Raw genomic sequence first — 17,074 nt, forward strand, 5'->3', positions numbered from 1 at the left:
TCCCTTCCGACCGGTGGGGACGGCCGGAACGAGCTTAGTGGAAGCGCTCCCATGGCGGCTGCGCGAGCGGTGTGGTCGAGCGACAGCGGCGGCAACTGATCGGCCCGTCATTATGCGCGCCCCCCGCGCCCGCCGCTACCCCCGCCGCGCGAGCGGCGGAGGCCCGTAGCGTTCGGATCGGTGGATGTCGCCCGACGCCCGCTCGCTGCCCGCCCTCGCGGCACCCGTGTGAAGGAACCGATGAGCCACGCTCCCGACCTGACGATGCCCCACGCCGGCGACATCCTCGGCGGGCGCTACGTGCTCGCCGAGCGCATCGGCGCCGGAGGGATGGGACGGGTGTTCCGCGCCCGCGACGAGGTGCTCCGCCGTGACGTCGCGGTGAAGATCTTCTTCACCGACCGTACCGACGAGGCCGAGTCCCTGCGGCGGATGGCGGAGGCGCGCGCGCTGGCCGCCCTCGACCACCCGGCGCTCGTGACGCTCTACGACGCCCGCCTCGACACCGACGATCACGTCTACCTCGTGATGGAGCTCATCGACGGTCCGTCGCTCCAGCGGCGTATCGAGCAGGGGGTGCTCGCCCCCGCCGAGGTCGCCGGCATCATGGCCGACCTCGCCGAGGCGCTCGCCGTCGTCCACGAGGCGGGGATCGTGCACCGCGACATCAAGCCCTCCAACGTCTTGTTGCGACCCGTGCGAGGTAGCGACCGCGCCGTCGAAGCGGTACTGGCCGACTTCGGTGTCGCCCACCTCGTGGATGCCACGCGACTGACGACACCCGGGACGGTCATCGGTACCGCTGCGTACCTCGCCCCCGAGCAGGTGCGCGGTGAGGCGCCCCAGCCGGCCTCGGACGTCTACGCGCTCGGCCTTCTGGCGATCGAAGCCCTCACCCGCCTCCACCCGTTCGGCGGCGGTTCCGTGCAGGAGACCCTGTTGGCGCGGCTCGCGCGGCAGCCCGACGTTCCGTCGACGCTCGGCTACGAGTGGAGATCCCTGCTGTCGGCGATGACCGCCCACGACCCGTCGGCCCGCCCCCGCGCGTCCGCGGTGGCCGAGCGAGCGGCGGCGCTCGCGGTCGGGCAGCAGGCGATCGCGGCCGACACGGGTCCGATGACCGTGGCGGCCGGTACCGCGTGGGCCGACCCCGGCCTGGGCGGTCCGACGCCGGATGACGACTCCCCCACCGCGCGGGTGACGGCACCCGTTCCGGCGGGGGCTGCCGCCCGGCCCGCCGGGCGGGTGTCAGCTCCTGCATTCCTCGACGCAGCATCCTCCACGGCGAGGTCGGCCGCGCTGGGCGAGGATCAGCCCTCGCCTGCGGCATCCGACGCGGCAGAGCGAGGGACGGTTCCCGTTGCGGCGCGCTCACGCCGACGCCGGTGGGCGTGGGCCGGGGTCGGGACGGCCGCCGCCGTCGTGGTCGGGGGCCACCTCGTCGCGTTCTCGTTCGCGGGAGCGGGCGGCGTCCCCGCCACCGGGGGCGTCCCCTCCCCCGCGCCGTCGCTCGTGGCGGAGACCCCGGAGTCGACTCCCTCTGCACCGGTCTCCGATACGCTCGTCGATCCGGTCGTGAACACCGACCAGCGAACGACCGAGACGTCACCGGTCGATCAGACTCCCGTCGAGGTCGTGCCGCTCGAGCCCGCGCCCGCCGACCCGCCCGTTTCGGACCCGGGAACGGACCCCGGTCAGGGGTCAGGAGCCGAGCCGGGGAAGGATGCCGGCGGGGGGCCCGGATCGGGCCGAGGCAACGCGAACGGCGCAGGAAACGGGAACGGGAACGCCAAGGGCGCAGAGAACGGAAACGGCGCGGGCGCCGGTAACGCGAACGGCGGCCCCGGAAAGCGGTGATGCGACGGTCGTGCGGATCGGCGCGGCGGGTCTTGCGTGTCAACGGTCGTGACACCGGATGCGGCAGCATGATGCGCTGCCGGCATGAGTGATCCCGACCGTCTCCCCGTCCCCGACCCCGCCGCGCAGAAGACCGACCGCGACGACACCTCCATCGTCCCCGACATGGACGCCGACCCCGACGAGGAGGAGGCCCGACGCACCGAAGGCCTCGACGACCCGGCCTGACCCGCCGATCTCGCTCTGGCGCGTATGCCTGCTCCGCGGCGCGAAGCCGCCTCCCGCGTTCACGGCCGTGGCATCCGGAGCGGGCCGGCCGCAACCCCTCGCGTGCGGGCGCGGATCGCGCTTCACTGTGCGCGGGGGGAAGAATGTCGCCGAGGAGAGCCGCGATCGTCGTCGCCGTCGTCGCACTGCCTGTGGTGGTGGCATCCCTCGTCTCGCTCCCCTCGGGCGGCGTCGTCAGCCTGGTGTCGGCCCTCGGGCTCGCCGCGGGCCTGACGGGCGTCGGCGTCGCGCTGGTCTGGGCGACCCGCTCGTCGTGGGATCCGGAGCCCGCCGCCTCCCCGCGCGCCCCCGACCGCGCCGCGGCGCACCGCCGCGCACGGCGTCTGCTGGGGATGCAGGGGTGGGTCGGTGCGGCCGGAGGGCTCGGCATCCTGGTGCTCTCGCAAGGGATGGATGACGGCGAACGCGCGACGGTGCGGCTCAGCGCTCTGGGGGTCGGCCTGCTGATCCTCGGCGCCGTGAGCATCGTCATCGCGCGCGCGACGGGGCGGGGTCGGAAAGAAGAGGATGCCGCACCTGACGACGGTCCGCTCCCCTCGGGGTGGGTCCTCGTCTCGCGGCGGGATCGCGGCTCGCTGCTCATCTTCGCCGTACCCGCCCTCGTCGCCGGGGTGTGGGGCGTATGGCAGTTCGTGCCGCTCGTGCTGCTGACCGTTCGCGAGGCGCCGGTGGGGATCCTCGTCGCCCTCGGGGTCGGCGTGGTGGCCGCTGTCGCGGGCGGCGTCGCGTGGGCGCGGCGCCAGGTCCCCGACGTCTGGGTCGACGTCGAGGCGGGACGCGCGCGGGTCGGGTCGCGGGTCGTCGCGGGGAGCGAGTTGACCTCGGCGCGCCTGAGCGCCACCGCGATGATCATCGGCGGGACGCGATCGCTGTTCCTCATCCTGGAGGGGCCGGAGAAGCTCCGCGTCCCCCTGCTGCTGCGTCGCCACGGCGCGCTCGCGATGACTCCGGTGCAGCGACGAGCCGCACTCGCCCTGGTGGACGCCGCGGCGATCGAGCTGCCCCGCGCGAAGGAGGATCCGACGGGGAAGTTCTCGCGCACGCTGTTCCCCACGCACCTCGACGCCGCGCAAGCGCGCGACCTCGTCGCGCACCCGCCGCGTTCCGACGAAGACCTGCCCGTCGCCGCCGGGTGAGACGACGAAGGCCCGACGCGGACGTCGGGCCTTCTGTGGCTCCCCGGCTTGGACTCGAACCAAGAACCTATCGGTTAACAGCCGATTGCTCTGCCAATTGAGCTACCGAGGATCATGCTCACCTCGCGGCGGGCAACCCCACGATACTAACAGCACGCGGGGGCGGCGGAAAAATCAGCGGGCCGAAATCCGTCGCTCGGGCGTGCCGTCGGGTGTCCACTGCAGCGTCTGGTCGCCGTGTCCCAGGGCGACGGCGTGGCCGGCGTGCAGCACGAGCACGTCGGCGTCCAGGTCGCGCGGGGCGTCCGCGTCGTTCGTGACAATGAGCGAGGCCATCCCTCGCTCGTCGCGGCGGCGGATGATCGATGCGCGCGCGGCGGACCGCACCTCGACGTCGAGGTTGGCGTAGAGGTCGTCGGCCACGAAGAGGCGCGGCTCGAGAACGAGGGCGCGCGCGAGGGCGACGCGTTGGCGCATGCCGGCGCTCAGTTCGTAGGGGTACTTGGGCGCGGTGCCCAGCGGCAGTTCCATCTCATCGAGCAGCGTCGCCACGCGCACGGCGAGCGCCCGGGTGTTGACCCGGCGGTCGCGGCTCGTGATGGGCTCGGCGATGACATCCTGCACGGTGAGGCGGGACGGCAGTCCGGCACCGGCTCCCTGCGGCAGATAGCCGGTGTGGAAGGTCCACTCACGACGGGCGCGGCCGGGACGCCGTGCCGAGATGCCGTGCACGCGCGCGTCTCCGCCGACGACCGTGAGGCCGTCGTCGGGGTGACCGGCCAGCAGTGACACGAGCGAGGTCTTGCCCGCCCCGGTCGCTCCGCGCACCACGAGCGTGCGCCCGGCGGGCAGGGTGAGGGTGATGCCGTCGATCACGCGCACGCCGCTGCGCGCGAGCGAGAGGTCGTCGGTGCGGAGGGCGACGTCGGTGTCGAGTGACCGGGGCATGCCCCCCATCCTCGCCGAGGATCCGCCTCCCCGTCGCGGGGCTTCCTCGCGACACGCCGGTGCGGTAGCGCGGGGCGGTCTCAGCCGGCGACGAGACGCTGGCGATCGGCATCCAGTTCGCGCAGGCGCAGGCGGAGGCGGCGCCCCTCCTCGGACTCCGCGGGAACACGCTGGATCCCGCGCAGCAGCTCGTCCTTCTCGCGCTGCAGTTCGCGCACGAGCAGGCCGCGGGCGAGGTCGTTCGCCGACGCCACCGCGCCCTCCTCGGTGCGCGCCGGGAACTCGGCCGTCAGCAGCTCGGCGGCGAGCGAGCGGAACGGCTCGCGCACCGCCTCGACGGCCGTCACGGCCCAGCCCGGTTGCGACAGATCGGTGGATGCCAGAGAGCTGCGGACCGCTTCGAGAGCGGGGTGGCCGAACGGCGTCTGCAGCGCGCGCAGGAACAGGTCGGGATCGATCCGGTGCCCGTACTGCAGGAACGCCATCATGGCCCCGCGCTCGAGCGCGACGTCGCGGGTGTGCGGGAGCGAAGCCATCGTGACCGACACGGCGACCGGGGCGGGCTCGGCGGTGCGCTGCGCGTCGCGCTTCTCGGCGCGGTCGGCGCCGCGGGCGGCGCGTTCGACGGCGGCCTGCACCTCGGGGATGTCGAGTCCGAGTCGTCGCGCCAGCACGCGGACGTAACCCGGCCGCAGCGCGGGGTCGCGGATGTCGGCCACGATGGGCGCCGCCGCGTGGAGGGCACCGGCGCGCCCCTCGACGCTGGAGAGGTTGAAGTCCTTGAGACGCTGGTCGATGACGAACTCGAACATGGGGGCCTTGGTCTCCATGAGCGAGCGGACGGCGCCGTCTCCGCGCTGGAGGCGCAGGTCGCACGGGTCGAGACCCTCGGGAGCCACGGCGACGTACGTCTGGGCCGCGAATCGCTTCTCGTCGGCGAAGGCGCGCAGCGCCGCCTTCTGCCCCGCGGCATCCGGATCGAAGGTGAACACGACCTCGCCGGAGCTGCTGTCGTCGCCCATCACGCGGCGGAGCACGGTGATGTGGTCGCTGCCGAAGGCCGTGCCGCACGAGGCGATGGCGGTGGTCACTCCCGCGAGGTGGCAGGCCATGACGTCGGTGTAGCCCTCGACGACCACCACGCGGTGCGATCGCGAGATGTCGCGTTTGGCCAGGTCGAGCCCGTAGAGCACCTGGGTCTTCTTGTAGAGCGGGGTCTCGGGGGTGTTGAGGTATTTCGGGCCCTGGTCGTCGTCGTAGAGCTTGCGCGCCCCGAAGCCGATCACCTGGCCGGTGATGTCGCGGATGGGCCACACCAGGCGCCCGCGGAACCGGTCGTAGACCCCGCGCTGCCCTTGGGAGACGAGCCCGGCCTGCAGCAGCTCGTCGCGCGTGAACTTCTGCGCATTCAGGTGGTCGAGCAGGTGCGACCAGCCCTTGGGGGCGTATCCGACACCGAAGTGCGCCGCCGCCCCCGCGTCGAACCCGCGATCGCCGAGGAAACGGCGGCCGGTCTCGGCCTCGGGGGTCATCAGCTGCGCGCGGAAGTACTCCGCCGCGGCCGCGTTCGCGGCGTACAGGCGCGATCGCCCCGACGTCTCGGGGGCTGCTCCCCCGTCTTCGTAGTGCAGGGTGTAGCCGACGCGGGCCGCCATGCGCTCGACCGCCTCGGTGAACGAGACGTGGTCCATCGCGCGCAGGAACGAGTAGACGTCACCCGATTCGCCGCAGCCGAAGCAGTGGTAGTAGCCGACCTGCGGCCTTACGTTGAAGCTCGGGCTGCGCTCGTCGTGGAAGGGGCACAGTCCCTTCATCGACCCGACGCCGGCGGGCTTGAGCGCGACCCGTTCGCCGATCACGTCGGCGATGTTCACCCGCGCTTTGACCTCGTCGACGTCGGCCTGACGGATGCGTCCGGCCATCAGGCATCCGCTCCGCGCGACGCCCGCGCGCCGGGGGCCCAGACACCGAGCTCGGCGGCGTCGACCTCGCCCACGAGACGTCCGTGCCACGAGATGGCGAGCTGATCGGTGAGGCTCGCGACCTGGTCGACGACGACGCGGCGGCGCGCGGCGTCGTCGGTCGCGGCGGCGAAGTCGGGAGCGTGCAGGGCGTCGAGCGCACCGGGGTTCTCCCACAGCGCGGAGGCCAGGCGCTTGAGCACGTGGCGCTGTTCGCGGTACAGCACCTTGCGGCCGTCGATCGAGACGACGGTCGCGCCGATGATGCCCTTCAGCACCGCCATCTCGACCTCGACCTCGGCCGGGACGATGACATGCGCGCGGTAGCGGGTGAGCTCGTCGGCGGGGTACGCCTCGCGCGTGGCCGCTGTGGCCGCGCGGGCGAACCGACCGATCAGGTCGGAGGTGAGGTTCTTCAGCCGCGCGAGCGCGGGCCGGGTGCCGTCGAAGGAGTGGATCCACTCCGGCATGGCCATGAGCCGCTCGAGCCCTGCGGCCAGGTCGTCGCGCACGAAGTCGTACCCGACCCAGCGCTGGATGGCGTCGAGGAGCCCCTCGCGACCGACCCGTGAGGCCAGTCGCGCAGGATCGACGTAGCGGTTGACGACGGCGTCCTCGAAGTCGTGCACCGAATAGGCGATGTCGTCGGAGAGGTCCATGACCTCGGCTTCGATGCAGCGCTGTCGCGCCGGGGCGCCCCCGCGCATCCAGTGGAACACCGGCTCGTCGTCGGGGTAGACGCCGAACTTCAGCCGACCGCCCGGGTCGGGCACCGGCTCGTCGACGGTCCACGGGTACTTGCACGTGGCGTCGAGGCTGGCGCGGGTGAGGTTCAGACCGAACGGTTCGCCGTCGGCGCCGAACACCTTGGGCTCGAGGCGCGTGAGGATCCGCAGGGTCTGCGCGTTGCCCTCGAACCCGCCGATGGCGTCGGCCCATTCATTGAGCGCCCGCTCGCCGTTGTGCCCGAAGGGCGGGTGACCGAGATCGTGGCTGAGGCACGCGGTGTCGACGACGTCGGGCGACAGCTGCAGCGCGGTCGCGAGCTCGCGGCCCACCTGAGCGACCTCGAGCGAGTGCGTGAGGCGGTTGCGGGCGAAGTCGGCGGGGCTCGCGGGGCTCAGCACCTGCGTCTTGGCGGCGAGGCGGCGCAGGGCGGCCGAGTGCAGCACGCGGGCGCGATCACGCGCGAAGTCGTCGCGCTGCGAGCGGTGCCGTTCGACGTGGAAGCGGCCGGCGTCGTCATCGTCGTAGCCGGCCGGACGGGCGGCCGTGGCCGACGCCTCAACCACCACTGTGGTGCAGCTCCGCATCGGCGAGGGCGCGGCCGGCGTCGTGGCCGATCTCGCGGGAGTCGAGCCAGCCGTCGGGAAGGGCCGGGCGCTTGGGAGTGCCGGCGCGACCGCGCTGCCCCTCCGCCGCGGCGCCCGGGTAGGGCGCGTCGAGCTCCATCGTGGCCAGCAGCTCGTCGATCTCCTCCAGCGTCGACGCGGTCGCGAGGCTCGCACGAAGCTCGCCGCCGACGGGATAGCCCTTGAAGTACCAGGCGACGTGCTTGCGGATGTCGCGGCATCCGCGGCCCTCGTCGTCGAAGAACTCCACGAGCAGCTCGGCGTGGCGGCGGAAGGCCTTCGCCACGAATCCGAGCGTGGCGTCGACGGGCTCTCCGTGCGCGGCACCAGGGCCGCCGAGGGCGCGGGCGAGGTCGCCGAACAACCATGGGCGACCGAGACAGCCGCGACCGACGACGACGCCGTCGCAGCCGGTCTCGTCCATCATGCGCACGGCGTCGTCGGCCGACCAGATGTCGCCGTTGCCGAGGACCGGCACGCTCGTGACGGTCTCCTTCAGCTTCGTGATCGCCGCCCAGTCGGCGTGGCCCGAGTAGAACTCGCTCGCGGTGCGGGCGTGCAGGGCGATGGATGCCACTCCGGCCCCTTCGGCGATGCGACCGGCCTCGAGGTAGGTCAGGTGGTCGGCGTCGATGCCCTTGCGCATCTTCACCGTCAGCGGCTTGTCGCCCGCGGCCGCGACCGCGCGCTCGACGATCTCGCGGAACAGCGAGGTCTTCCAGGGCAGCGCGGCACCCCCGCCGCGACGGGTGACCTTCGGGACGGGGCAGCCGAAGTTCAGGTCGATGTGATCGGCGTGGTCTTCGTCGACGATCATGCGCACCGCCGCCTCGACCGTGGCGGGGTCGACGCCGTAGAGCTGGATCGAACGCGGCGTCTCGGACTCGTGGTGCCGGATGAGCCGCATCGTGGTGTCGTTGCGCTCCACGAGGGCGCGCGTCGTGATCATCTCGCTCACATAGAGCCCGGCACCGTATTCGCGACACAGGCGACGGAACGCCGTGTTCGTGATGCCGGCCATGGGGGCGAGCACGACGGGAGCGTCGAGTTCGATGTTGCCGATGCGGAGCGTCCGCGCCGGGGCCAGTGCCGTGTTCACCATGTCATTCTCCCAGACGTGCGCTCATGACGGTGCCCGCCCCCGACGGATGCGGGGACGGGCACCGGGTGGGGAGGAGCCTCACGCGTCGGCGGTCTCCGCGACCCCACGACGCTCGCCCCACACCTGACGGGCGATCTGCGAGAACGCCTCGACCGGCTGTGCACCGCTCACGCCGTACTTGCCGTCGATCACGAAGAAGGGAACGCCGGTGATGCCGAACTGGCGGGCCTGCTCCTGGTCGGCGCGCACGGCGGCGCGGTAGCGCTGGGAGGACAGGGCCTCGCGGGCTTCGGCCTCGTCGAGACCGACCTCGACCGCGAGGGCGACGAGGTCGTCGTCGCGACCCACGTGCTTGCCCTCGAGGAAGTACGCCGACATGAGCAGCTCGGCGAGCTCCAGCTGCTTGCCGTTCTCCTTCGCGAAGTGCAGCAGCTCGTGCGCCTTCACGGTGTTGGTGTGCTGCAGGATGTCGAAGCGGTACGCCAGCCCCGCGTCGGCGGCGACGCCCGTGACGCGGTCGAGCATCTCGCGGGCCTGCTCGGGAGAGATGCCCTTGTGCTGCGAGAGGTAGTCGACCTCGCCGCCGTGGAAGTCCTCGGGGGTGTCGGGCGAGAGCTCGAACGAGTGGTACTCGATCTCGACGACCGGCGCGTCGTCGTCCGCGGCCGTAGCGGCCAGGCCGTTCTCGAGGTTCCGCTTGCCGATGTAGCACCAGGGGCAGGCGATGTCGCTCCACACGTCGATCTTGATGGCATCCGTCATATCGCATGCAACCGCTCGACCCGTCGGTCTATTCCCCGCGCGGCATCCTTCTTCCGGACCACCCGCCGTTCATCCTCGGCGGGTCATCGCTCCGGCACCGCCGGCCCCGTGTAATCCGCGAGCAGCGGAGGAGGCAGCGGACCCTTGATGCGCCGACCCGAGCGGCTCTCCTCCCACGCATGGGCGAGGATCCCGACGGACCGCGCGAGGACGAAGAGTCCGCGCGCGAGCTCCGGCTCGACCCCGAGCTCGCCGTACACGATCGCCGAGATGCCGTCGATGTTCATCGGCACTCCGCGTGAGGCGAGCGCCCGCTCGATCGCGAGGCCGGCACGGAGATGGTCGCCGACGACGTCTCCCGACGCCGCGGCCTGCTCGACCAGCGCGAGCAGCGGATCGCGGCGCGGATCGACGGGGTGGAAGCGATGCCCGAAGCCCGGCACGAACGCGCCGCGCGCGCGGTGCTGCGCGATCTCGTCGGTGGCGAGGTCGTCCCAGTTCCCGGCGCCCTCGCGGTGCGCGTCCACCATGCGGCCGAGCATCGCGACGCACTGCTGGCCGGCGCCGCCATGGGTGTCGCCGAGCACGTTGATGCCGTTCGCCATCGCCGAGTTGATGCCGACGCCGCACGTGGCCGCCATGCGTGCGCTCGCGATCGACGGCGCCTGCGGTCCGTGATCGACACTGGCGACCAGGGTCGCCTCGAGCAGGTGCCGGCGCGCCGGCGCGAGGTCGCCACCGGTCACGAGCAGCCAGATCGTGTCGACGAAGCCCGTCGTGCCGATGAGGTCCTGCACCGGGCGACCGCGGAAGGCGATTTCCCCGGGCTGGATGCGGGTGATGGCGGTAGCCCACCAGGCGGTGACGGGGGCGAGCTGGTCGTCGGTCATACGGCGCCTTCCTCGCGCAGGGCGGCGATGTCGTCGGCGGAGTAGCCGAGCGCCGCCAGGATCTCGTCGGTGTGCTCGCCGAGCACCGGGGGCGGGGTGCGCGGGGTGGAGGGAGCCCCGTCGATGCGGATGCCGTTGCCGAGCACCCGCAACGGATCACCGCCGCCGCCCGGGAACGGCAGTTCGTGCACGAGCCCGCGATCGCGGATCTGCGGGCTCGCGAGCATCTGGTCCACGCGCAGGACGGCCGCGGCCGGGACCCCGGCCGAGCTCAGGAGGTCCTCCCACTCGGCCGCGGGCCGGGTCGCGAGGGCGCGTTCCAGTTCTGCGGTGAGCGCCGCCCGGTGGGTCTTGCGACTCTCGCGTTCGGCGAACCGCGGGTCGGTGCTGAGCTCCGCCCGATCGACGAGCGCGCACAGCGTCTCGAACTGCTCCTGCTTGTTCGCGGCGATGTTGAGCAGCCCGTCGCCGGTGGCGAAGGCGCCCGAGGGTGCCGCGGTGCCGTTGTCGTTGCCGAGCGGTCGCGGCTCGTGACCGTCGACGAGCAGGTTCGACACCACCCAGCCCATCGCGGTCACGGCGGTCTCGAGCATCGACACGTCGATGACGCTGCCGACCCCCGTGCGGGCCCGGCCGGCGAGAGCGCTCGACACGGCGAAGGCCGCGGCGAGCCCGCCGATGGTGTCGGCGAGGGGGAAGCCGGCGCGCAGCGGGCCGGTCTCCTCGGTCCCCGTGACGCTCATCATCCCCGAGTAGCCCTGGATGATCTGGTCGTACGCCGGCTTCGTCCGCATCGGTCCGGTCTGGCCGAACCCGGAGATCTGGCACAGGATGAGGCGGGAGTTGAGGGCCCGCAGCTGCTCCCAGCCGAACCCGAGTCGCTCCAGCACCCCCGGCCGGAAGTTCTCCACCAGCACGTCGGCGGTCGCGACCAGCCGGCGCAGCGCCTGCGCGCCGCCCTCCGTCTTGAGGTCGAGTGTGATCGACCGTTTCTGCGCGTTCTGGGCGAGGAAGGAGATGCCGAGGTGGCGCGCGTTCAGCCTGGCCGAGGTGCCGAGTCGTCGGGCCAGGTCGCCGCCGTGCGGGGTCTCGACCTTGATGACGTCGGCGCCCATCAGCGCGAGCTGGTACGCGGCGTAGGGGCCCGCGAGCACGTTCGTCAGATCGAGGACCGTCACTCCGGCGAGCGGCCCCGACGTCGTGGCATCCGTCATGCCGTCACCTTCGAACGGCGAGCTGAGCGGACGCGGGTGAAGACGACCCCGACGATCGCGATCGCGAGCACCGCGTAGAGGGTGATCGAGATGGGACTCGACACCAGGATGCCGGCATCCCCCTCGCTGACGGCCATCGCGCGGCGGTACTCGGTCTCGGCGAGCGGTCCGAGGATGATCGCGATCAGCATCGGCGCGACCGGCAGTCCGTAGCGGCGCATGAGGAAGCCGAGCAGGCCCACCACGAGCACGAGCACGAGGTCGAGGATCTTGCTGCTGGTGGCGTAGACGCCCAGCATCGCGAAGACCGTGATGCCGGCGTAGAGGTAGTGACGCGGCACCTTGAGCAGCTTCGCCCACAACGGCGCGAACGGGAGGTTGAGGATGAGCAGCACGACCATGCCGACGAAGAAGCTCGCCAGCAGAGCCCACACGAGGTCGGGCGCGCGGTCGAACAGCAGGGGCCCCGGCTGCAGTCCGTACTGCCGGAAGGCCGCGAGCAGGATCGCCGCGGTAGCCGAGGTCGGAAGGCCCAGCGCGAGCAGGGCGCCCATCGCCGTTCCGGCGGTGGCGTTGCCGGCCGCCTCGGGACCGGCGACACCCTGGATCGCTCCGCGTCCGAACATCGGCTTCTTGCGGCGACCGTCGAGCTTGCGCTCGGCGCCGTACGACAGGAACGTGGGCACCTCGGAGCCGCCGACGGGGATGATGCCGAACGGGATGCCGATCGCCGTGCCGCGCAGCCACGCGGGAAGCGCCTGCCGCAGCTCGCGGAACGACAGCCAGAGCCGGCCGGTCGAGGGCAGCAGCTTCGTCTCGTCGGGCGTGCCGCGTCGTGCGGCGACGCTGAACACCTCGCCCAGTGCCAGGAGCCCGACCGTGATCACGACGATGTCGATGCCGTCGAACAGTTCCGGCAGGCCGAAGGTGAAGCGCGAGGTGCCGGAGGCGCCGTCGATGCCGACGACCGAGATCGCCAGACCGATCACCAGGGCCGCGAGACCGCGCACCACCGACTCGGTCACCACGGCGGAGATCGCCACGAACGCGAACACGGCGAGCGCGAGGTACTCGGCGGGGCCGAAGAGGGTCGCCAGCTCCGCCAGGCGCGGCGCGAAGAACACAACGAGGATGGATGCCACGATCCCGCCGATGAAGGCACCGATCGCCGAGGTGGCGAGCGCCTGCGCGGCGCGGCCGCTCTTGGCCATGCGGTGACCCTCGATCGAGCCCGCGATCGCGGTGCTGTTGCCGGGGGTGTTCATGAGGATGCCGGCGATCGAGTCGCCGAAGAGGCCGCCGAAGAGCACGCCGGCGAACATGATGAACGCACCGATGGGGTCGAGCGAGAAGGTGACGGGCAGCAGCAGCGCGACGGCCATCGCCGAGCCGAGGCCCGGCAGCACGCCGACCGCGGTCCCCAGAACGGCGCCGATGAGCACCCACAGCATGTTGATGGGGGTGAGGACGACGGCGAAGCCCTCCCCCAGGTTGACGAGAGCATCCATCAGAAGAGTCCTTCCAGGATTCCGGGCGGAAGATTGAGTCCGAGGCCGCCCGAGAAGGCGATCTGCACGAGGGCGGAGATCGCCAGCGACAGGAAGATGTCGAAGACCGGCCGGCGGCTGCCGAGCGCGCGGGCGATTCCCCAGAACAGGAATGCTCCCGAGAGCAGCCACCCCAGCGGGGTGAGTGCCGCGATGAAGACGACGACCGTGCCGACGGCGCCGAGCATGGCCCACAGGTTGCTGCGGGGCCGCACGGCGGGCGCGTCGGGTTCACGGCCCTCCACGGCGGCGATGAGCGCCTCGTCGTCGACGTCGGCGTCACTGTCGGTGGGGCCGGCGTCGGCCACGTCGACCGGTTCCGGCCGGCGCAGGATGTCGACCGCGAGCAGCACCGCGAGCACGATCACGGCGACCGCGATGATCGACGGGAACAGCTGCGGGCCCGGGGGTGCGGTGTTGGCCGGCACGGTCATCGTGATCGTGCCGATGATGAGAGCGATGCCGATGGCGAGCATCACCGCCGGGACGACGAGTCCGGAGCGGCGGCGCCAGAACCCGTCGGAGGTGCGGACGCGGTGGGTTCGCGGGATGGTGGGGATGACGCCGCTCACAGGCCCAGCTCCTCGATGATGGCGTTCACACGCGCTTGGTCCTGCTCGATGAAGTCGGCGAAGTCGGAGCCGGTCAGCAGTGCGTCGCGCCAGCGGTTGCGCTCCATCACCTCGGTCCACTCGGGGGTCGCGGCCATCTCCTCGACAATGGCGACGAGTTCGTCGCGCTGCGCGTCGGTGATGCCGGGGGGCGCCACGAGTCCTCGCCAGTTCGGCAGGTTCACGTCGACGCCCTGCTCGATGAAGGTGGGGATGTCGATGCCGGGCACCGGCTCCTCGGCCGAGACGGCGAGGGCCCGGAGGCGTCCGGCCTCGATCTGATCGCTGAAGTCGTTGTAGCCGCTGACGCCGACCGCCACCGTGTTCGACAGCAGGGCGGTCAGCACTTCGCCGCCGCCCGCGTACGAGACGTAGTTGATCGCGCCGGGGTCGATGCCGGCGGCCTGCGCCGTCAGACCGGTCAGCAGATGGTCGGTGCCGCCGATGCCGCCGCCGCCGACGGCCTGGCCGTGCGGGTCGGCGCGCCAGGCCTGGATGAAGTCGTCGAGGTTCTGGAAGGGCGAGTTCGCGGGCACGATGAAGACGATGTAGTCCTCGGCGAGCCGGGCGATCGGAGTCGTGTCGCCCAGGGTCGCCTCCGATCCGTTGACCGTGATCGCGCCCTCCATGACCGTGCCGGTCATCATGAGGTTCGTCGGATCGTCGCCGAGCTGCGTGAACTGGCCGAGACCGATCGTGCCGCCGGCTCCGGGGACGTTCACCACCTGCACGTTGTTCACGACCGAGGTCGAGCGCAGGACCTGCTGCGACTCGCGGGAGGCGAGGTCCCACCCCCCGCCGGGTGCGGCCGGGGCCATGATGGTCAGCTTGGCGCGGGGGTCCACTCCGGCGGTCGAGCCGCTGGCATTCACTGCGGCCACGCCGACGAGCGCCGCGGTGGCGGCGATCCCGAGGGCGTTCCACAGGACGCGTCTGGTTCTCACGTCGTCACTCCTTCGTGAAGATGTCAGGTGTCCATCTAGTGGACTCCGGTGTCCACCAGACGGTACACTCGGGACCGAGCAGGTGCAACCGGGGCACCGCGGAGGGGAGCGACCGTGTCCACCGTGACCGAGGCATCCGAGCGTTCTGCTTCCGAGGGAGGGGGCGTGCGCGCCGTCACCCGCGCGTTCGAGGTGCTGCAGTGCTTCACCGCGGCCCGGCCCGTGCTCTCGCTCGCCGAGATCGTCCGCGAGAGCGGGCTCCCGCGCACCACGGTGCTGCGCCTGATCGACACCCTCGTCGGCGAGCGGATGCTGCGGCACGCCGCCGACGGACGCATCACGGTGGGGGCGCGCCTGATCCGTCTGGCGGCGTTCGCCGAGGCCGCGTGGGCCGTCCCCGACGAGACCGCCGACCGCATGACGCGGCTCGCCCAGGAGACCGGCGAGACCGCGAGCCTGTACGCGCGCAGCGGCCTGCGGCGCGTAGCCGTCGGGCAGTCGCCCAGCCCCTACTCGCTCCGCCACGTCGTCCAGGTCGGCGACGAGATGCCGCTCGTGCTCGGAGCCGCCTCGACGCTCCTCGTGGCGGCGAGCGGGCCCGACGCCGCCGAGCACGTCCTTGCGGCCCTTCCCGCGGCCGAGCGGTCCGCCGTCGACGTCGACGCCTTCCGTGCAGCGGTGGACGACGCCCGTCGCGACGGGTACGCCGTGTCGCACGGCGCGCGAGAGCCCGGCAACAGCGGCGTCGCGGTCATCGTGCGCGAGGGTGACGAGCGCCGACCGGCGGTCGTGCTCGGGCTCGGCGGACCCACCGCGCGCTTCACCGAGGAACGGGTGCCCGTGTTCCTCGACGCGTTGACGGCGGCGGCCGCCGACATCCGGCGCACCGGCCTGCCCGCCGCCCTGGACTGATCCCTTCCCCCGATCGAGAGGACCGCCCGATGACGAGCACGATCCCCGACAGCACGACCTACCCGCCGCCCGGCGCCTACGCCGCCGCGACCGTCGGCGACGCGATGGAGCGCTTCGGCGTGGCCCGCGGCGTCTCCCCCCTCTGGGAGGGGGCGGTCGTGTCCGGACCCGCAGCCACGCTCCTCACCCGCCCCGGTGACAACAAGGGCGTGCACGCGGCGTTCGAGCAGATCCGCGCGGGAGAGGTCCTCGTCGTCGACGGCGGGGCGGATGAGACGCGCGCGCTCATCGGCGAGCTCGTCGCCGAGAAGGCGAGAGCGCTCGAGGTCGCCGGCATCGTGCTCGACGGAGCCGCCCGCGATGTTGTCGAGCTGCGCGAGGTGGGCGTGCCGGTCTTCGCCCGCACCGTGACGCCCGCGGGGCCGTGGAAGACCGGCCCCTACCGCCTCGGCGCCGTCGTCACCGTGGGCGGGGTTCCCGTGGCGCCGGGCGACTGGGTCGTCGGCGACGCCGACGGGGTCACGATCGTCCCTCGCGAGCGCATCGCCGAGGTCATGTCCGCCGCCGACGCCCTGGTGCTCGGAGAGGCCGACCGCCGCAGCGCCAACCGCGCCCTGGTGCCGCGTGTCTGAGGTGGCGACCGACCGCCCACTCATCTGGATCCCCCGCGCGGTGCACCCCGACGCGATCGGCGAGCTCGAGACGTGGGCGGAGGTCCGCCGGGGCTGGGGGGAGGAGGCCGCGACCGAGGCCGAGATCGCGCCGCTCGCCCAGGGCGTGCTCCTGCGCACCGCCCGGATGGATGCCGACCAGCTGAGCCGCATGCCACGGCTGCGCATCATCGCGCGGCACGGCGTCGGAACCGACACCGTGGACACCGCCTTCGCCCGGGAGCACGGCATCCGGGTCACGACCACACCCGAAGCGAACGTGCTCTCGGTCGCCGAGCACGCGATCGCCCTGCTCATGGCGGTGCGGCGCGGCATCGGGGCCGCGGCGTCCGGGATCGCCGACCGTGACGCCCTGGTCGGGGGCGAACTGAGCGGCTCGACGCTCGGGCTCATCGGCTACGGCCGGATCGCACGCCGCGTCGCACGGATCGCCCGCGGAGGCTTCGGCATGCGCATCCTCGCGTTCGATCCCGCCGTGCCCGACGACGTCGTCCGCGCTGACGGCTCCGATCCGCGTCCCCTCGATGAACTGCTCGCTGAGTCCGACGCGGTCAGCGTGCACGTGCCCCTCGTCCCCGGAACGCGAGGACTGCTCAGCACCCCGCAGTTCCGCCTCATGCGTCCGAACGCGGTCGTGGTGAACACGTCGCGCGGAGGGGTCGTCGACGAGGAGGCGCTGGCCCTGGCACTCGACGCCGGCGAGGTCGGCGGGGCGGGGCTCGACGTCTCCGAGGTCGAGCCGATGCCCGCGGACCACCCGCTGCGCGGTCGGGCGAACGTGGTGGTGACCCCTCACATCGGCGGGCAGACGCGCGAGGCGATGCGACGCGTGGCCATGGAGGCCGCCGCCTCCCTCCGGGCCGAGCTGGCGCCCTAGGC

The 17,074-nt window shown here is 72.3% G+C and carries 16 protein-coding genes and 1 tRNA gene; 6 read left to right on the top strand and 11 right to left on the bottom strand.

Going from position 1 to position 17,074, the window contains the following annotated elements:
- The first annotated feature begins 240 nt into the window (after window positions 1-240).
- The 3 genes from ACFZA2_RS10615 to ACFZA2_RS10625 all read left to right on the top strand — a co-directional run bounded on the left by ACFZA2_RS10615 (window position 241) and on the right by ACFZA2_RS10625 (window position 3,281).
- Window positions 241-1,857, top strand: coding sequence for a protein kinase (locus ACFZA2_RS10615; protein ID WP_391404265.1), 1,617 nt, complete (start codon window positions 241-243; stop codon window positions 1,855-1,857).
- Window positions 1,858-1,941: 84 nt separating this feature from the next.
- The gene (locus tag ACFZA2_RS10620) at window positions 1,942-2,085 is read left to right on the top strand and encodes a hypothetical protein (protein WP_391404268.1); all 144 of its coding nucleotides are present in this window, start codon (window positions 1,942-1,944) and stop codon (window positions 2,083-2,085) included.
- Window positions 2,086-2,228: 143 nt separating this feature from the next.
- Window positions 2,229-3,281, top strand: a complete 1,053-nt coding sequence (locus ACFZA2_RS10625) for a hypothetical protein (RefSeq protein WP_391404271.1) — start codon at window positions 2,229-2,231, stop codon at window positions 3,279-3,281.
- A 36-nt stretch (window positions 3,282-3,317) separates the two neighbouring features.
- Here the strand turns inward: ACFZA2_RS10625 and ACFZA2_RS10630 are convergent.
- The 11 genes from ACFZA2_RS10630 to ACFZA2_RS10680 form a co-directional block, all read right to left on the bottom strand.
- Window positions 3,318-3,393 (bottom strand) — tRNA-Asn (locus tag ACFZA2_RS10630).
- A gap of 62 nt (window positions 3,394-3,455) precedes the next feature.
- Window positions 3,456-4,229 (bottom strand): ATP-binding cassette domain-containing protein, encoded by a 774-nt coding sequence (locus tag ACFZA2_RS10635; RefSeq protein ID WP_391404274.1) that lies wholly within the window; start codon window positions 4,227-4,229, stop codon window positions 3,456-3,458.
- A gap of 80 nt (window positions 4,230-4,309) precedes the next feature.
- Window positions 4,310-6,151, bottom strand: a complete 1,842-nt coding sequence (gene dnaG / locus ACFZA2_RS10640) for a DNA primase (protein ID WP_363391765.1) — start codon at window positions 6,149-6,151, stop codon at window positions 4,310-4,312.
- On the bottom strand, window positions 6,151-7,503 hold the full coding sequence (locus ACFZA2_RS10645) for a deoxyguanosinetriphosphate triphosphohydrolase (protein ID WP_391404278.1): 1,353 nt from the start codon (window positions 7,501-7,503) through the stop codon (window positions 6,151-6,153). The genes dnaG and ACFZA2_RS10645 overlap by 1 nt, the downstream gene beginning before the upstream one ends.
- Window positions 7,475-8,644: a tRNA dihydrouridine synthase DusB gene (gene dusB / locus ACFZA2_RS10650; protein ID WP_391404281.1), complete on the bottom strand. Its 1,170-nt coding sequence runs from the start codon at window positions 8,642-8,644 to the stop codon at window positions 7,475-7,477. The genes ACFZA2_RS10645 and dusB overlap by 29 nt, the downstream gene beginning before the upstream one ends.
- Before the next feature lie 78 nt (window positions 8,645-8,722).
- Window positions 8,723-9,406 (bottom strand): DsbA family protein, encoded by a 684-nt coding sequence (locus ACFZA2_RS10655; RefSeq protein ID WP_391404284.1) that lies wholly within the window; start codon window positions 9,404-9,406, stop codon window positions 8,723-8,725.
- Between the two features lie 83 nt (window positions 9,407-9,489).
- Window positions 9,490-10,296 (bottom strand): citryl-CoA lyase, encoded by an 807-nt coding sequence (locus ACFZA2_RS10660; RefSeq protein ID WP_315995646.1) that lies wholly within the window; start codon window positions 10,294-10,296, stop codon window positions 9,490-9,492.
- Window positions 10,293-11,510 (bottom strand): CaiB/BaiF CoA transferase family protein, encoded by a 1,218-nt coding sequence (locus tag ACFZA2_RS10665; protein ID WP_391404288.1) that lies wholly within the window; start codon window positions 11,508-11,510, stop codon window positions 10,293-10,295. Before ACFZA2_RS10665 ends, ACFZA2_RS10660 begins: the two co-directional genes overlap by 4 nt.
- Complete coding sequence (locus ACFZA2_RS10670) at window positions 11,507-13,018, bottom strand: tripartite tricarboxylate transporter permease (protein WP_391404291.1); 1,512 nt, start codon at window positions 13,016-13,018, stop codon at window positions 11,507-11,509. Before ACFZA2_RS10670 ends, ACFZA2_RS10665 begins: the two co-directional genes overlap by 4 nt.
- On the bottom strand, window positions 13,018-13,629 hold the full coding sequence (locus tag ACFZA2_RS10675; protein ID WP_391404294.1) for a tripartite tricarboxylate transporter TctB family protein: 612 nt from the start codon (window positions 13,627-13,629) through the stop codon (window positions 13,018-13,020). The genes ACFZA2_RS10670 and ACFZA2_RS10675 overlap by 1 nt, the downstream gene beginning before the upstream one ends.
- On the bottom strand, window positions 13,626-14,612 hold the full coding sequence (locus ACFZA2_RS10680; RefSeq protein WP_391404297.1) for a Bug family tripartite tricarboxylate transporter substrate binding protein: 987 nt from the start codon (window positions 14,610-14,612) through the stop codon (window positions 13,626-13,628). Before ACFZA2_RS10680 ends, ACFZA2_RS10675 begins: the two co-directional genes overlap by 4 nt.
- Window positions 14,613-14,726: 114 nt before the next feature.
- Between ACFZA2_RS10680 and ACFZA2_RS10685 the strand changes: the two genes are divergently transcribed.
- The 3 genes from ACFZA2_RS10685 to ACFZA2_RS10695 are packed head-to-tail and all read left to right on the top strand — an operon-like array spanning window position 14,727 to window position 17,072.
- Complete coding sequence (locus ACFZA2_RS10685; RefSeq protein WP_391404300.1) at window positions 14,727-15,524, top strand: IclR family transcriptional regulator; 798 nt, start codon at window positions 14,727-14,729, stop codon at window positions 15,522-15,524.
- A 29-nt stretch (window positions 15,525-15,553) separates the two neighbouring features.
- Window positions 15,554-16,156 (top strand): RraA family protein, encoded by a 603-nt coding sequence (locus ACFZA2_RS10690; protein ID WP_391404303.1) that lies wholly within the window; start codon window positions 15,554-15,556, stop codon window positions 16,154-16,156.
- On the top strand, window positions 16,149-17,072 hold the full coding sequence (locus tag ACFZA2_RS10695; RefSeq protein ID WP_391404306.1) for a hydroxyacid dehydrogenase: 924 nt from the start codon (window positions 16,149-16,151) through the stop codon (window positions 17,070-17,072). Before ACFZA2_RS10690 ends, ACFZA2_RS10695 begins: the two co-directional genes overlap by 8 nt.
- Window positions 17,073-17,074: the final 2 nt, after the last annotated feature.

This window comes from Microbacterium sp. NPDC007973 (genome assembly GCF_042958465.1).
GTDB lineage: Bacteria > Actinomycetota > Actinomycetes > Actinomycetales > Microbacteriaceae > Microbacterium > Microbacterium galbum.

What these genes read in the sequence shown, in the direction of transcription:
- ACFZA2_RS10615 (WP_391404265.1), top strand. Translation starts at nt 241, where the DNA reads ATGAGCCACGCTCCCGACCTGACGATGCCCCACGCCGGCGACATCCTC.
- ACFZA2_RS10620 (WP_391404268.1), top strand. Translation starts at nt 1,942, where the DNA reads ATGAGTGATCCCGACCGTCTCCCCGTCCCCGACCCCGCCGCGCAGAAG.
- ACFZA2_RS10625 (WP_391404271.1), top strand. Translation starts at nt 2,229, where the DNA reads ATGTCGCCGAGGAGAGCCGCGATCGTCGTCGCCGTCGTCGCACTGCCT.
- ACFZA2_RS10635 (WP_391404274.1), bottom strand. Translation starts at nt 4,229, where the DNA reads ATGCCCCGGTCACTCGACACCGACGTCGCCCTCCGCACCGACGACCTC.
- dnaG (WP_363391765.1), bottom strand. Translation starts at nt 6,151, where the DNA reads ATGGCCGGACGCATCCGTCAGGCCGACGTCGACGAGGTCAAAGCGCGG.
- ACFZA2_RS10645 (WP_391404278.1), bottom strand. Translation starts at nt 7,503, where the DNA reads ATGCGGAGCTGCACCACAGTGGTGGTTGAGGCGTCGGCCACGGCCGCC.
- dusB (WP_391404281.1), bottom strand. Translation starts at nt 8,644, where the DNA reads ATGGTGAACACGGCACTGGCCCCGGCGCGGACGCTCCGCATCGGCAAC.
- ACFZA2_RS10655 (WP_391404284.1), bottom strand. Translation starts at nt 9,406, where the DNA reads ATGACGGATGCCATCAAGATCGACGTGTGGAGCGACATCGCCTGCCCC.
- ACFZA2_RS10660 (WP_315995646.1), bottom strand. Translation starts at nt 10,296, where the DNA reads ATGACCGACGACCAGCTCGCCCCCGTCACCGCCTGGTGGGCTACCGCC.
- ACFZA2_RS10665 (WP_391404288.1), bottom strand. Translation starts at nt 11,510, where the DNA reads ATGACGGATGCCACGACGTCGGGGCCGCTCGCCGGAGTGACGGTCCTC.
- ACFZA2_RS10670 (WP_391404291.1), bottom strand. Translation starts at nt 13,018, where the DNA reads ATGGATGCTCTCGTCAACCTGGGGGAGGGCTTCGCCGTCGTCCTCACC.
- ACFZA2_RS10690 (WP_391404303.1), top strand. Translation starts at nt 15,554, where the DNA reads ATGACGAGCACGATCCCCGACAGCACGACCTACCCGCCGCCCGGCGCC.